Annotated in this window: 15 protein-coding genes; 6 read left to right on the top strand and 9 right to left on the bottom strand. The window is 62.2% G+C overall.

Translation table 11 applies throughout. The features are described 5' to 3' along the window. Positions 1-12: 12 nt before the first annotated feature. Positions 13-1,332: a hypothetical protein gene (locus E2583_RS24475; protein WP_291599530.1), complete on the bottom strand. Its 1,320-nt coding sequence runs from the start codon at positions 1,330-1,332 to the stop codon at positions 13-15. 291 nt (positions 1,333-1,623) lie between these two features. On the opposite strand from E2583_RS24475, the gene E2583_RS24470 reads away from it, so the two are divergent. Next, positions 1,624-2,040: an OsmC family protein gene (locus tag E2583_RS24470; protein WP_291599528.1), complete on the top strand. Its 417-nt coding sequence runs from the start codon at positions 1,624-1,626 to the stop codon at positions 2,038-2,040. Between the two features lie 53 nt (positions 2,041-2,093). Here the strand turns inward: E2583_RS24470 and E2583_RS24465 are convergent, their stop codons facing one another. Continuing rightward, positions 2,094-2,375 carry a hypothetical protein gene (locus E2583_RS24465; RefSeq protein ID WP_291599526.1) on the bottom strand — a complete coding sequence of 94 codons (282 nt, stop codon included), beginning with the start codon at positions 2,373-2,375 and terminating at the stop codon, positions 2,094-2,096. A gap of 231 nt (positions 2,376-2,606) precedes the next feature. Between E2583_RS24465 and E2583_RS24460 the strand changes: the two genes are divergently transcribed. Continuing rightward, positions 2,607-3,539, top strand: a complete 933-nt coding sequence (locus tag E2583_RS24460; protein WP_291599524.1) for a pirin family protein — start codon at positions 2,607-2,609, stop codon at positions 3,537-3,539. A 300-nt stretch (positions 3,540-3,839) separates the two neighbouring features. Beyond that, a complete protein-coding gene (locus tag E2583_RS24455; protein WP_291599521.1) occupies positions 3,840-5,240 on the top strand; it encodes an aspartate ammonia-lyase in 1,401 nt (466 codons plus the stop codon). Between the two features lie 97 nt (positions 5,241-5,337). Here the strand turns inward: E2583_RS24455 and E2583_RS24450 are convergent, their stop codons facing one another. From E2583_RS24450 to E2583_RS24430, 5 genes are all read right to left on the bottom strand, one after another. Further along, entirely contained in the window at positions 5,338-5,715 is a 378-nt protein-coding gene (locus tag E2583_RS24450; protein WP_003060358.1) for an HPF/RaiA family ribosome-associated protein, read from the bottom strand. A 280-nt stretch (positions 5,716-5,995) separates the two neighbouring features. Then, entirely contained in the window at positions 5,996-6,439 is a 444-nt protein-coding gene (locus E2583_RS24445) for a biopolymer transporter ExbD (protein ID WP_291599519.1), read from the bottom strand. Positions 6,440-6,450: 11 nt separating this feature from the next. Then, positions 6,451-7,110, bottom strand: a complete 660-nt coding sequence (locus E2583_RS24440; RefSeq protein ID WP_291599517.1) for a MotA/TolQ/ExbB proton channel family protein — start codon at positions 7,108-7,110, stop codon at positions 6,451-6,453. Between the two features lie 58 nt (positions 7,111-7,168). Continuing rightward, positions 7,169-8,002, bottom strand: a complete 834-nt coding sequence (gene dapB / locus E2583_RS24435) for a 4-hydroxy-tetrahydrodipicolinate reductase (RefSeq protein ID WP_291599515.1) — start codon at positions 8,000-8,002, stop codon at positions 7,169-7,171. A gap of 105 nt (positions 8,003-8,107) precedes the next feature. Next, positions 8,108-8,653 carry an outer membrane protein assembly factor BamE gene (locus E2583_RS24430; protein WP_291599513.1) on the bottom strand — a complete coding sequence of 182 codons (546 nt, stop codon included), beginning with the start codon at positions 8,651-8,653 and terminating at the stop codon, positions 8,108-8,110. 145 nt (positions 8,654-8,798) lie between these two features. Here E2583_RS24430 and fur point away from each other — a divergent pair, with 145 nt between their 5' ends. From fur to E2583_RS24415, 3 genes are all read left to right on the top strand, one after another. Beyond that, a complete protein-coding gene (gene fur, locus E2583_RS24425; RefSeq protein ID WP_291599511.1) occupies positions 8,799-9,224 on the top strand; it encodes a ferric iron uptake transcriptional regulator in 426 nt (141 codons plus the stop codon). A gap of 156 nt (positions 9,225-9,380) precedes the next feature. Next, entirely contained in the window at positions 9,381-10,976 is a 1,596-nt protein-coding gene (locus tag E2583_RS24420; protein ID WP_291599509.1) for a DUF1800 domain-containing protein, read from the top strand. 11 nt (positions 10,977-10,987) lie between these two features. Beyond that, positions 10,988-12,208, top strand: a complete 1,221-nt coding sequence (locus tag E2583_RS24415; protein WP_291599507.1) for a DUF1501 domain-containing protein — start codon at positions 10,988-10,990, stop codon at positions 12,206-12,208. On the opposite strand, the gene hprK is transcribed toward E2583_RS24415, so the two are convergent. After that, positions 12,205-13,164 carry an HPr(Ser) kinase/phosphatase gene (gene hprK, locus E2583_RS24410; protein ID WP_003060345.1) on the bottom strand — a complete coding sequence of 320 codons (960 nt, stop codon included), beginning with the start codon at positions 13,162-13,164 and terminating at the stop codon, positions 12,205-12,207. The two genes, E2583_RS24415 and hprK, sit on opposite strands and share 4 nt — an antisense overlap. Positions 13,165-13,179: 15 nt before the next feature. Continuing rightward, on the bottom strand, positions 13,180-13,652 hold a 473-nt coding region (locus E2583_RS24405; protein ID WP_291599503.1), incomplete at its 5' end, for a PTS sugar transporter subunit IIA.

Genomic DNA, 13,652 nt, shown 5'->3' with positions numbered 1-13,652 from the left:
GCCTTGCCGCGCTCAGGTCTTGGCTTCCAGCGCCTGCAGCTCATCGCGCAGAACCCACTGCGCTTCCTGGGTGCTCGCATGCCCGGGAAAAAGCTGCTTCATGCGCATGTACACCGACACGCCCTGCATGGGCTGCTCCACGCCCTGCTTGTAGGCGCGCACCACCAGCTCCAGCATGGGCGGGATCAGGGTGCTGCCTGCAAAGCGCTTTTCAAAATCCTTGGCCAGTATCAACACATACCTGGGTTTGCCGGCCTTCCAGGCCTGCTGTGCCAGCTCATAACTGAGCTGGGCCGAGTCGGGCTTGAAGTCCGGCTTGCGCTTGACGCAGCTCACCCAGGCCTCCAGGGCCTCGCTGGCGCGCTGCTGGGCGAGCAGCATGGGAATGAAACGCCGGCCCAGCTCCGCCAGTGCCTCCGCGCGTTCGGTCAGCTTGAGCACCCGGAAGTAACGGCGGCAATCGGGCAGGCTCTCGTAGTCCTCCCGCTGCCATTCGCGCGCCTGGTTCACGGCCTCGTCCATCTGGTTGTCCTGCACCAGCCTGGCCACCACGGCATCGCGGCGCTTGGCCTCCAGGGCCGCAGGGTCGATCTGCACGGTCGCCGGCCCCTCGGGGGCCTGCACGGGATCGATATCCAGGGCCGCATGGTGCTGGTACATCACATAGCCGATCATGGCCGCCATCACCCAGCTGAAGTAAATCATCACAAAGCTCACCAGGGGGAGCACCAATCCGGGCGCCGCCACCTTGAGCAGCATGGACAGGACCATGGGCGACCCCTGTTGCAGCAGAAACAGGAAGAAGCACAGCAGCAGATAGGACTTGCCGATACCGAAAATCGTGGCCAGCAGCTCGAAGGGATTAACGGCCGAACTCAGGCTATTGGTATTGATGAGCACCATCCAGGTGGCAGGAATCAGAAAGGCCACCAGCAAATTGGCAATCACGCCCAATGTCAGGCTGCGGGTCGCCAGAAAACCGACAAAGATTCCGAAAACGACAAGCACCCCGAAAAACTTCCAGGGCAACCATTTCCAGTCCTCATCGACCTGGCTGGACCGGAAATCGGAACTATGGGTAATGCCACGCGAGGCGAGCGCCGAAACCTTGAAGGCATAGCGGCTAACGGCCAACATCAAACCCAGACCCACGAGCAGGATGCCAACCCACCCGAACATCAGGCCATAGCTGCAGGCCGACAGCAGCAATGCATAAAGCAAAGGCTCGGTCTGCAGTGGAAACAGAAAAAAGCTATTGAGCTTTTGCCAGAACGGAGGGATTTTCCACTCGGAAGAATCACTTTTCTGGCGGACACCACGTATCGAATTCAATGCCTGCTCTCCCACTCTCGGTTCGATGAATCATCTGCAAACCCGCCTGCAACGACCTCATCTGCGCTGGTATTGCCCGATTTTTCTTTGAAATCGGATCATTGCGGAATTCTGCGGTAGAAATTCACCCTGAATTCAAATACCGATAAACCGCCGGCATATTGATTTTTTCGCTTGCCAGAAACCCTGCAAGTGCTTTTGCAGCCATGCCGCCTGGAACCAATAACGGATACGACTGCAAGAATTGCCCGCAGCACTTAAAGTGGCCCAGGTTTTATGGAGAAGCAGCGAATGATTCACAGCGCACACGCACAAAGCAGCCCCACCCCGTATCGCATCACCCTGACCGATGCCCAAGGCCATGTCTGGCATGCCGATGAACCCGTGAATGATGGCGGCGCCGATACCGCGCCCAACCCCATGCAGCTCTTGCTATCGGCCCTGGGAGCCTGCACGGCCATCACCCTGCATATGTACGCGGGTCGCAAGCAGTGGCCGCTCAGCCATGTCGATGTGGACCTGCAGCTCAACCCCGATGGCAAGCCCGCGGACGCCAACCAGATCACGCGCAGCATCACCCTGCATGGCGAGCTGGACGACGAGCAGCGCCAGCGCCTGCTGCAGATTGCCAATGCCTGCCCTGTACACAAGCTGCTGGAAGGCAAGGTGACCATTCCCACCGCCCTGACAGAAGCCGCGCAGGCATGAAAAAAGCCCTGCAGTCCCCTGCAGGGCTTGGATCGCCGGCGCGTGTAACTTGATTACACCGAGACTTCCAGCGCGCCCACTTCCACATAGTGCTCGAACTCGCGTTTGGCCAGCGAGGCAGTTTCGGGCTGCTGGTCCTCGGGGTCGACCCAGGACAGCACGTAGCTGGCAATGGCGGTATCGACCTTCATCTCTATGCCCATGGGAATCTGCTCGGATGGGCCATCTCCGACACGATGTTCCACCTTGCCGGTGACGCGAGCGGCAAAGTGCTCGGGATACCGCTGGATCTCGACGGCCGAGATCTGGTTGCCTTGGGTGCTGTGTTGGTTCATGTTGATTCCTCCTGCAGTTGTTAGGTCGCGGCACATGAGCGCGCCACGTGAAAGCCACTGCTAGCGGCCTGCGCCTGACGTTAGCCGACTCCTGGCGGAGTCCATGTCAGCCGATTGGCTGAATCCTCGCAGTGATGTAACTGCGTGCAAGGCGCTGATGCATTCTGCCGTCGGATTGCGCCAAATACGCATATCCCCGACACTCGAATCCCTTGGCCGTCAGGATTTGTCATGAGTGAATCAAAGAACTTACAACGTCTGCCCACCCGCATCGCCGATGTCGGCGGCATCCCCATCCATCGGGCCATTCCCCAGGCCGCTTTGCGCAAGGTAGGGGCCTGGTGCTTCCTCGACCACGCAGGCCCGGCCGTTCCCCCTCCTCCCGGCATGCAGGTCGGGCCCCACCCCCATATCGGCCTGCAGACTTTCACCTGGATGATCGAAGGCGAAGTACTGCACCGCGACAGCCTGGGCAGCGAGCAGATCATCCGTCCCGGCCAGGTCAATCTCATGACGGCCGGCCGCGGCATTGCCCATTCCGAAGAAGCCCAGACTCTGGGCGTGCATGCGGCCCAGCTGTGGATTGCCCTGCCCGACAGCCATCGCAATATTGAACCCCGCTTCCAGCATTACCCCGACCTTCCGCGAACCGAGATCGGCGACTTTGCCGTGACGGTGCTTGCCGGGGAAGCCCTCGGCCTGACGGCCCCGGCAGAAGTCCACTCCCCGCTGATGGGCGTGGACCTGCTGGCCAGCGGCACGACCAGCCCGTCGCTCGCCACCATGCCGCTGCGTGCCGACTTCGAACATGCGGTGATGAGTCTGTCAGGCGAAGTCAAGGTGGAGGGCCAGATGCTGCCCTCGCAAGAGCTGATCTATCTGCCCGTCGGCACCCGGGAGGTACAGCTGGAGTGCACGCCTGGCAGCCGCCTCATCGTCATCGGGGGCGAGCCCATGGACGAGGCCATCTTGTTGTGGTGGAACTTTGTGGCCCGCACCACCGAAGAAATGCAACAGGCCCAGCAACAGTGGGAGGCCGAAGCCGCCACCGATGCGGAACTCGTCAATGGCCAGCCGCGCCGCTTCGGCAAGCCCGTGGCCTCACCCCTGAAGTCGCTGCACTCGCCGTCCTTGGCGGGCGTCAGCCTGCGCGCGTCCAGATAATCCTGTGGCGCCGCTTCAATTCGCACCAAATTGGTGCGAATTGAATTTTCCGAGCAGATGAATAGAACCATCTTTGCGCGTTTTGATGGCTTTTAAAAGCATTTAGGCGCAACACATCTTCTGCAAGAGATCACAGCCCCGACGTTATGCATGAAACGTTTGGACTCATGCACATCTAGCTTTCATAATCCAGCCAACGCCCTGGCCACGAGATTGCGACCGCCGCTTTTTCGTCCGGGGCGTTGCCACGTCCTGCCCTTGGGCCGCTGGCCCATTCAACCTTGCAAAGAAAGCAGATCGATGCGTCAAGAACACGACTTCATTGGCATCAAAACCATCCCTCCCGACGCGTACTGGGGTGTTCATTCCGCACGCGCAGTGGAGAACTTCCCCATCACCGGTCACTCGGTCGCGCACATGCCCGAGCTGATCCGCGCGTTTGCCTTTGTCAAAAAGGCAGCGGCCCAGGCCAATCTACAGTTTGGCGCCATCAATCCCCAACAAGCCACCGCCATCTCCCAAGCCTGTGATGATCTGATTGCCGGCCAGCTGCACGAGCAGTTTGTGGTCGATGTGATCCAGGGTGGCGCTGGCACCTCCACGAATATGAACGCCAACGAGGTGATCGCCAACCGTGCACTCGAGCACCTGGGATTACCCAAAGGCCGCTACGACGTGATCCACCCCAACGATCATGTCAATGCATCGCAGTCCACCAACGACTCCTACCCCACGGCCGTCAAGCTCGCCACCTATGCTGGTATCCAGAAGCTGTTGATCGCCATGGCCGGGTTGCGCGCGGCTTTCGAAGCCAAGGCTGGCGAATTTGCCCACATCCTGAAAATCGGCCGCACACAATTACAAGACGCCGTGCCCATGACCCTGGGACAGGAGTTCAATGCCTTTGCAGCCATGATTGCCGACGATGAGAAGCGTCTGCGCGAATCCGCCTATCTGATGACCGAGGTGAACATGGGCGGCACGGCCATCGGCACCGGCATCAATGCCCCCGTGGGCTACACCGACGCCGTGGTCAAGGCGCTGGCGGAAATCTCGCGCGTGCCCGTGGTCAAGGCGGCAGACCTGATCGCCGCCACCGGCGACACCGGCGCCTTTGCCGACATTTCCGGCATCCTGAAGCGCATTGCCGTCAAGCTCTCCAAGATCAGCAACGACCTGCGCCTGCTCTCCTCCGGCCCTCAGGCAGGTGTGGCGGACATCAAGCTGCCGGCACGCCAGGCCGGCTCGTCCATCATGCCCGGCAAGGTGAATCCAGTGATCCCCGAGGTGATGAACCAGGTCTGCTTTGAGGTGATCGGCAACGATGCCGCCATCACCATGGCCGTCGAAGCCGGCCAGCTGCAGCTCAATGCTTTCGAGCCGCTGATGGCCTGGGCCCTGCACAAGAGCCTGAGTCACCTGAGCAGCGCCTGCAAGACGCTGCAGACCCACTGCGTGGAAGGCATTGTGGCCAACGAGGCACTGCTGGACAGCCGTATTGCCGAGTCGGTAACTCTGGTGACGGCGCTAAACCCGCTGATCGGCTACGAGAAGGCTGCCAGGATTGCCAAGGCCGCCATTGCCAACGGCAAGCAGATTGCCGTGGTGGCGGAGGAGCTGGGCATCATGAGCCAGCTCGACATGAATAAGCTGCTGGTCGCTGACAAGCTGACCCAGGCCGGCGCATTGACAGCCGCATAAGCACGCACCAGACCCGCAAAAAAGGGCATGTTCTGGCGAACATGCCCTTGGGGGTGGCGTCTCAGGCGCTTGGCGCGCCAAGCCCGAAGCACCTCATTCAAGCCACTGCGGCATTCTCGTCACTGGGGTCATCCACGCCGCGCACGCTTTCCCGCAAATTCTTGTCCTTGAGCTTGCCGAGATCGGTTTCGACTGCACGTTTGAGCTTTTCAATTGCGGCGCTGAAGGCTTCCTTGACCTTTTCGGCTTCCGCGTTCACGGCAATGGGAGGGCGGCCTGTAGCCCGGGTCTCGAGCACACAGCGCTTGCCTGGGCCGCCCGTGGTCTTGAGGGCATCGACGCCCGTGAGAAAGACCTCCACACGCACCACATACTCCTTCAGGCGGGCCAGCTTGGCATTGATCTCCTCCTGCGCCCATTGAGCCAGAGACTCTCCACCCTGGATGGAATCGTCGGCATGAACCTGTACTTGCATGCAAATCCTCCTAGTCACCAAATGCCGCAACCGCTGCGGCGAAATCAGTAGGGGTGCCTTAAAGGCAGGCGAAAACATCGTAACGCCAGAACCTTGTTCTGCCCATCAGGGCTTGTTACGCCAGCCGTGGGCAGGGCCTTTTGCCTATTGTGGAGGCTGCTCCGCAGCGATTTGAAAGAGATAGCAACAAGGGTAGGTCCGGTGAGCTTTGCCCTTGCGCCAGAGCAAAAAATCCGGGGTCATGACTTGCAAAAAGTAAGCCTTTTTACGCCTTGGGTCGTCAGTTACTGCCAGACTTCGTTTCAGGCGCGGCCACAAAGCCGATGCGCGTCAGTCCAGCCGCATGAGCCCAGCCCATGACCTGCACCACGCGACCATAGGGCACGCTGGTGTCTGCGCGCAGCTGCACCTCGGCGCGAGGATTGCGCTGCCCCAGGTCCTCGAGTTGCTGCTGCGCTGCAGCATCATCCATCGGGACTCCCCGAATCCAGATTTCGCCGGCAGGGCTGACCTCCACCACCAGGGCATCGACCTTGCTTACCGCAGGCGGCTGCACCGCAGCCTGCGCCTTGGGCAGCTGCACGCGCAGGCTGGCAGCCAGCATGGGTGCGGCCAGAATGAAGATCACCACCAGCACCAGCATCACATCGACGAGTGGTGTGACGTTGATGGAATTGATCGGGGTTTGCGCCCCCTGACGATGGCTCATGCGACCGAATGCCATGGACCTGTCCTTCAGGAAGCCTGCGCCCCGAACTGGGCATGCAGATCATGGGCAAAGCCCTCCAGGACAGCCTCCAGCTGGCTGGCCGAGCGGCCCAGCAGGTTGTAGGCCAGCACGGCCGGCAAGGCCACGGCCAGGCCGGCAGCCGTCATGACCAGGGCTTCACCCACAGGCCCGGCGAGCTGGGCGATGTCGACCTGACCGCTGCCCGCCAATGTGCCCAGCGCATGATGAATGCCCCATACCGTACCCAGCAGACCCACGAAGGGCGCCGTCGCGCCGATGGTGGCCAGCAAGGTCTGCCCCCATTGCAGCTGGGTGGATGCCTGGCCCAGGGTCTCGCGCAGCCCACGCATCAGGCGCTGCGCCGGAGCAGCGCTCTGGGCAAGAGAGCCTTGCCCGGCACCGCAGTCCTGCTCCAAGGCCGCAACCATGGGCTGCACCAGACCTTGCCTGTCCCGCGCCTTGACCTGCGCCAGGGCCTGGGCCAGATCAGGCATCTGCCAGAACGCGGCCACCGCCTGCGGCACGCTGCGGCGCGCTGCCGCCATGAACCAGAGCTTGTAGAGAATGACCACCCAGCTGAGCACCGACATCAACAGCATCAGTGCCGCCGTGGCCCACGTGACCGCATCGCCCTCAGCCAGCCATTGCCACATTCCTGCAGACATCTCTCACCTCGCTCCCCAAAACAGCAAGGGGCCGTCAGGCCCCTTTGCATCGGCGCAATCAGCGCAGGTTCAGCACATCGTACATATCGTACAGGCCGCTCTTCTTGTCGGCCAGATAGGCCACGGCACGCAGGCTGCCGTTGGCATAGCCTGCGCGGCTGCTGGACTTGTGCGAAATCTCGATGCGCTCGCCGGTACCGGCAAACAGCACGGTGTGGTCGCCCACGATATCGCCGCCGCGCACGGTGGCAAAGCCGATGGAGTCGGCCTTGCGTTCGCCGGTATGACCGAAACGCTCGTACACGGCGCGGTCGGCCAGCTTGGTGCCCTGGGCCTCGGCGATCACCTCGCCCATCTTCAGGGCCGTGCCGGAGGGGGCATCCACCTTGTGCTTGTGGTGGGCCTCGACGATCTCGATGTCGTAGCCGCCTTGCTGCAAGGCCTTGGCCGCCATTTCCAGCAGCTTGAAGGTCACGTTCACGCCCACGCTCATATTGGGGGCGAAAACGATGGAAGTCTTCTGGGCGAACTCGGCGATCTGCGCCTTTTGCGCTTCCGAGAAACCGGTGGTGCCGATGACCACGCCCACGCCCAGGTCGGCCGCTACGGCCAGATGCTCGAGGGTGCCTTCGGGACGCGTGAAGTCGATCAGGCAGTCAGCCTTGGACAGGGCCTGACGCACATCGCTCTCGATCTTCAGGCCGCTGGGCCTGCCCAGAAAGGCCGAGGGATCGGTGCCGATGGCAGGGCTGTCCGCACGGTCCAGTGCCGCCGCCAGCACACAGTCGCTGCTGTTCAGAATCGCTTCGATCAGCATGTGGCCCATGCGGCCGGAGGCTCCCGCCACGGCAACACGCTGGCGGGTGGAGGAATGGGGGGTGGATGCGGTCATGGCGCTATCACTCGGTCAAATGAACTGACGGCAGGTTTGCGTCCGGGCCGTCAAAAAAAGAGAGCAACCCCGCTTTTTCAAGCGGGGAAAAGCCTGTTGTGATGCTCAACGCGATTCCAGCGGTGGATAGCTGGTGGCAGCCGGTGGCAGATTGGCCGCGGCCTGCTCGGCTTCGCTGTTGCTACGGGCAGGATATCTGGCCAGCTGGGCTTCGCTGGCTTCCAGCTGAGGCACCTTGGGCGTGCCTCTCATGCCTTTGAGGCTGGCCACGAACTCGGACTCGGAAGGCATTTCGTCGCCTTCGGCGCGCGCAAAGGCATCGCCATTGAAGAAGACGGTGAGCTTGCGGATCTGCGACTCCACGCCGGGACGATTGATGGTGAACACGTATTCCCAGCGATCGCCGTGGAACACGCTGGTCACGAGGGGTGTGCCCAGAATGTCGCGGATCTGCTGACGGCTCATGCCGGGCTGCAAGGCCTCGACCTGTTCCTTGGACACGAAATTGCCCTGCACGACATCGACCTTGTAGGGAGTGACGGCATTGGCGACACGGTGCGCGGCACCGTCGATACTGTTGCAGCCGGCCAGTGCCGCTGCGATTGCCAACGTCAGGGCCAGACCTGCGCGGCTACGGGCTTGAACATGCATGGGTAATGGCATAGGGATATGATCGGGTTCATTGTAGCGGCAGGCCCCGGAGGCACTTGGAGATTCCCTTTATCCCCGTGTAAAGCTTCTTCAAACCCGTGATTCCAGCCTTCCAAGTGCCCGTAGTCCACCAAGAGATACCGACATGAAAAATATTGATGAACTCAAAAGCACGGGCCTCAAAGCCACTTTGCCGCGTCTGAAGATCCTGGAAATCTTCCAGAAGGGTGCCCAGCGTCACATGACGGCCGAAGACGTCTTCCGCGTGCTGCTGGACGAACGCTCGGATATCGGTCTGGCCACCGTTTACCGCGTGCTGACCCAGTTCGAGCAGGCCGGCATCCTGATCCGCAGCAATTTCGAAAGCGGCAAGGCCGTCTACGAGCTCAACGAAGGCCAGCACCACGACCACTTCGTTTGCACCAGCTGCGGCAAGGTCGAGGAGTTCTACGATGCCGAGATCGAGAAGCGTCAGAACCTGATCGCCAAGGAAAAGGGCTGGGTGATTCAGGATCACTCCATGGCACTCTATGGCCAATGCGCCGAATGTGCGGCACGCGCCGCCAAGTAAAGAACGGGATTGTGAACCCTGGGGCAAGACATGCCGATGTCTTGCCCTTTTTACATTGGGCAGGGACTTTTTGCCGATGGCGGCCAGGGCATCAAGCCAATGTCAAGCCGGACGGCCTATGCTGCAGTCATTCCCCTAGTCGAGGAGGCCTGTTTCATGCGGCTGCTGCATCTTTCATTCCCCAAGACCCTGCTCTGCCTGGCTACCGTCGCCTTGACCGCCTGCGCATCGCTGTCCCCGCCATCAGGCCGCCTCAGCACGCAGGCATGGCAGACGCTGGCCAGCAGCGCCTTGCCCGAGCGGACCAGCGCGCTGCAAAGCCAGCAATGGCTGGATCGCGTCACCTGGGGTGCAAGCGACCATGATGCCGCCCAGTTGCAGCAGCAAGGCCTGAAGCGCTGGCTCGCCGCCCAGCTCAGCCCTTCCTCCGCGCCCATGCCGGCCGAGGTGCAGCAGCACATCGACGCCTTGAGCATCAGCCAGAAGCCCATGGCGCAGATCCAGCGCGAGATTGCCGACCAGCGTCTGGCCATCCGCAACAGCCAGGACCCCGAGGAGGCTGCCAGACTGCGCAGCGAACTGCAGCGCCAGCTCAACCAGCTGGGCAACGAGGCCCAGAAGCGCCAGATCTGGCGTGCGCTGTACTCGCCCCAGCAACTGCAGGAGCAAATGACCTGGTTCTGGATGAATCACTTCAATGTCAGTACCCGCAAAGGCGATGTCCGCATGTGGGTGGGCGACTATGAGGAACAGGCCATTCGCCCGCATGCGCTGGGCAAGTTCCGCGAGCTGCTGGCCGCCAGCATGCGCCATCCGGCCATGCTGCTGTATCTGGACAACGCCAGCAATGCCGCCGGCCGCATCAACGAAAACTACGCGCGCGAGCTGCTGGAGCTGCACACCATGGGCGTGGGCAGCGGCTACACCCAGGCCGACGTGCAGGCCATGGCCCATGTGCTGACCGGCGTGGGCTTCAGCACCCGGGAAGCCGCCGCCCCGCCGCCCAGGCTACGCCGCGAACGCCAGGCAGACTACGTCCGCCATGGCTTCTTCGAATTCAACCCCGATCGCCACGATTACACGCCCCAGGTCCTGCTCGGCAGACCTCTGGAACAAACCGGTCTGGCCCAGGTCAACGAGGCGATTGACCGCATTGTGGCGACGCCAGCCACTGCACATTTCATCGCCAGCAAGCTGTGCATCTATTTCCTGGGAGACAGCCCGCCCCCGGTCGTGGTCGACCACGCAGCCCGGGCCTTCGAGCGCAGCCAGGGTGATATTGCCGCCACGCTGGCAGCCCTGCTGAGCGACCCGCAGGCCCAGCAATTCGGACAACGCTTCAAGGATCCGGTCCACTATGTGCTCGGCGCCACACGCCTGGCCTACGACCGGCGCGTGGCCAGCGATGTGTCGCCGGTACAGAACTGGCTGAACCAGCTGGGCCAGCCGATATACGGCCACGAAACGCCAGACGGCTACCCTCTGGCCCAATCGGACTGGTCCAGCTCCGGCCAGATGAATGCCCGCTTCGATGTGGCAAGGCAGATCGGCAGCCGCGGCGCACTGCTGTTCCGCAGCGGCCCACAGCAGCCGCTGGAGACGCCGCCCTATCCCGAACTCGGCAAACGCAGCAGCGTCCAGGCTCGCGTTCCGGCGCTTGGCGCAGCCACACGCACCGCATTGGCCCAGACCAGGAACCCGGCGGACTGGAACAGCTTTTTCCTCTCCGCCCCCGAAATGATGTACCGCTAAGGATGGCAGCCATGCAAAGACGTCAATTTCTCAGCCTCGGCGCGGCCCTGCCGCTGGTCTGTCATCTGGGCCAGGGCCTGGCCACACCCTTGCAAAGCAGCTCGCCCCGTTTCCTGCTGGTCTTCCTGCGCGGCGCCTACGACTGCAACAGCCTGCTGGTGCCTACTCATAGCGACTTCTACTATCAGGCCAGGCCCAGCATCGCCATAGCGCGCCCGGGATCGGCCGACGGCGCGCTGGCCCTCAACCCTCAGTGGGGATTGCATCCTGCGCTGCAAGGCAGTCTGCTGCCTCTGTATGAGCAGGGCCAGGCCTGCTTTGTGCCTTTTGCGGGCAGCAATGACCTCTCGCGCAGCCATTTCGAAACCCAGGACTCGATCGAGCTGGGACAGCCGCAAGAGGGAAGCAAAAGCTATCAGAGCGGCTTTCTGAACCGGCTGACCCGGGTGCTGCAAACCGACAGCCAGAGCCGGGCCCGCCTCAACCCCATGGCGTTTACCGCCCAGTTGCCGCTGTGCCTGCGCGGCAGCGCCCCGGTGGCAAACATGGCACTGGCCTCGGTGCGCAAGACGGCGATGGACGAACAGCGCAGCCAGATCATTGCCTCCATGTACCAGGGCTCGACCCTGGAAGTGCCGGTGCGCGAAGGCTTTGCGGTACAGCGTGCAGTGCAGCGCAGCATGCAGGAAGAAATGGAGCAGGCCGGTCGCAATGCCATCAGTGCCAAGGGCTTCAGCCTGGTTGCCCAGCGCATGGCCCATCTGATGCGCGATCAGTTCGACCTGGGCTTCGTCGATATCGGAGGCTGGGACACCCATGTCAACCAGGGAGCCGCCAGTGGCAACCTAGCCAGCCGGCTCAGCGACCTGAGCCAGGGCCTGGCGATGTTCGCCGAGGCCATGGGTGCCGAAACCTGGCGCCACACCGTGGTGGCAGTGATCAGCGAGTTTGGCCGCACCTTCCGCGAAAACGGCAACAAGGGGACAGACCACGGCCATGGCACGGCTTACTGGTTTCTCGGCGGCGGACTGTCGTCCCAGGCCGGCGGCAAAGTGCTGGGCGAGCAGATCGAAGTCACCGAAAAAGCGCTGTTCCAGAACCGCGACTACCCCGTACTCAACGAATACCGCTCCTTGCTCGGCGGCCTGTTTGCCCGCATGTACGGCTTGAGCGCCTCGCAGCTGCAGCAGATCTTTCCGGCCTCCCAGCCCGGTCGGCTACAGCTGGTCTAGAACGATTCGCCGCTTTCCATCGCGCGGCGGTGGCGCATCACGAATTCCTGATAGGTGTCGATGCCGCGCAGCTGCAGGATGGCATTGCGCACCGCAGCCTCCACCAGCACGGCAATGTTCCGGCCCGCCACCACCTGAATCACCACCTTGCGCACGGGCACGCCCAGCACATCCTGGGTCAGTGGCTCGGCGGGCAGGCGCTCGTACTCGCGCTCCATGGTTTCCTTGCGCACCAGATGCACAATGAGCTTGAGCCGCATCTTGCGGCGCACCGCCGTCTCGCCAAAGATGGCGCGGATATCGAGCAGGCCGATACCTCGCACCTCGAGCAGGTTCTGCAGCAGCTCGGGGCATTTGCCTTCCACCGTGGTCTGGTTGATCCGGTACAGATCCACGGCATCGTCGGCCACCAGGCCGTTGCCGCGCGTGACCAGCTCCAGCCCCAGCTCGCTCTTGCCCAGGCCCGACTCGCCGGTGATCAGCACCCCCATGCCCAAAATATCCATGAACACGCCGTGCATGGTGATGCGATCGGCAAAATGCTTGGACAGATAGGCACGCAGCACGTCGATGACAAAAGCCGACTGCTCCTTGGTGGAGAACAGCGGGATGTGCGCGCGCTCGCACATGGAGATCAGTTCATCGGGCGCATCCTGGCCATCGGCCAGTACCAGTACCGGTGGCTCCAGCGTGACGATGCGGGCAATGCGGCGCAGGCAGTCCTGCGAGGTGGCATTGGTCAGGTAGGCGATTTCACGCTCGCCCAGCACCTGCAGACGGTAGGGGTGGATGTAGTTGAGGTAGCCCACCAGATCGGCACCCGAGCGGGCCGAACGCACGGCCATCTCGTCGAATCGACGCTCGGAGGCCCCCAGCCCCGCTATCCACTGCCAGCGCAGGCTGGAGTTGCGAAATGCCTCGAACAATACGTCGGCACTGATGGCGCTGGGTCTCATGGCAAGAGGCCGGACTCAGGCCTGGGAGGTGATGGAGGACTGCCAGCTGTCGATCATGCCGTGCAGCTGCTGTGCATCGGTGGATGACTTCAGGCGCTCGCGCAGCTGGCTGTCGCTGAGCAGTTCGGCAATCTCGGACAGGATTTCCAGATGCTTTTGCGTCGCCGCCTCGGGCACCAGCAGAAAGATCAGCAGGCCGACCGGCTGCTCGTCGGGCGCGTCGAAACCGATGGGATTGGCCAGCTGGAACACCGCCGCCATGGGAGCCGTCAGGCCCTTGATGCGGCCATGGGGAATGGCCACTCCATGCCCCAGACCGGTAGAGCCCAGGCGTTCGCGAGCGAACAGGCTATCGGTGATCAGGGCACGAGACAGACCATGCAAGCTCTCGAAGAGCAAACCCGCTTCCTCGAAAGCGCGTTTCTTGCTGGTGACATCAACGCTCACAAGCACTTGAGCGGCGGGAAGGATAGAAGCTAGGCGATTCA

Source organism: Comamonas sp., from assembly GCF_009360615.1.
Lineage (GTDB): Bacteria > Pseudomonadota > Gammaproteobacteria > Burkholderiales > Burkholderiaceae_C > Comamonas.
Note: the sequence above shows the minus strand (reverse complement) of the source record. Positions and strands in the feature narration are given on the sequence as shown.

What these genes read in the sequence shown, in the direction of transcription:
- E2583_RS24420 (WP_291599509.1), top strand. Translation starts at nt 9,381, where the DNA reads ATGCGGCTGCTGCATCTTTCATTCCCCAAGACCCTGCTCTGCCTGGCT.
- E2583_RS24470 (WP_291599528.1), top strand. Translation starts at nt 1,624, where the DNA reads ATGATTCACAGCGCACACGCACAAAGCAGCCCCACCCCGTATCGCATC.
- E2583_RS24430 (WP_291599513.1), bottom strand. Translation starts at nt 8,653, where the DNA reads ATGCATGTTCAAGCCCGTAGCCGCGCAGGTCTGGCCCTGACGTTGGCA.
- hprK (WP_003060345.1), bottom strand. Translation starts at nt 13,164, where the DNA reads ATGAGACCCAGCGCCATCAGTGCCGACGTATTGTTCGAGGCATTTCGC.
- E2583_RS24460 (WP_291599524.1), top strand. Translation starts at nt 2,607, where the DNA reads ATGAGTGAATCAAAGAACTTACAACGTCTGCCCACCCGCATCGCCGAT.
- E2583_RS24450 (WP_003060358.1), bottom strand. Translation starts at nt 5,715, where the DNA reads ATGCAAGTACAGGTTCATGCCGACGATTCCATCCAGGGTGGAGAGTCT.
- E2583_RS24415 (WP_291599507.1), top strand. Translation starts at nt 10,988, where the DNA reads ATGCAAAGACGTCAATTTCTCAGCCTCGGCGCGGCCCTGCCGCTGGTC.
- E2583_RS24455 (WP_291599521.1), top strand. Translation starts at nt 3,840, where the DNA reads ATGCGTCAAGAACACGACTTCATTGGCATCAAAACCATCCCTCCCGAC.
- E2583_RS24465 (WP_291599526.1), bottom strand. Translation starts at nt 2,375, where the DNA reads ATGAACCAACACAGCACCCAAGGCAACCAGATCTCGGCCGTCGAGATC.
- dapB (WP_291599515.1), bottom strand. Translation starts at nt 8,002, where the DNA reads ATGACCGCATCCACCCCCCATTCCTCCACCCGCCAGCGTGTTGCCGTG.
- E2583_RS24445 (WP_291599519.1), bottom strand. Translation starts at nt 6,439, where the DNA reads ATGGCATTCGGTCGCATGAGCCATCGTCAGGGGGCGCAAACCCCGATC.
- E2583_RS24440 (WP_291599517.1), bottom strand. Translation starts at nt 7,110, where the DNA reads ATGTCTGCAGGAATGTGGCAATGGCTGGCTGAGGGCGATGCGGTCACG.
- fur (WP_291599511.1), top strand. Translation starts at nt 8,799, where the DNA reads ATGAAAAATATTGATGAACTCAAAAGCACGGGCCTCAAAGCCACTTTG.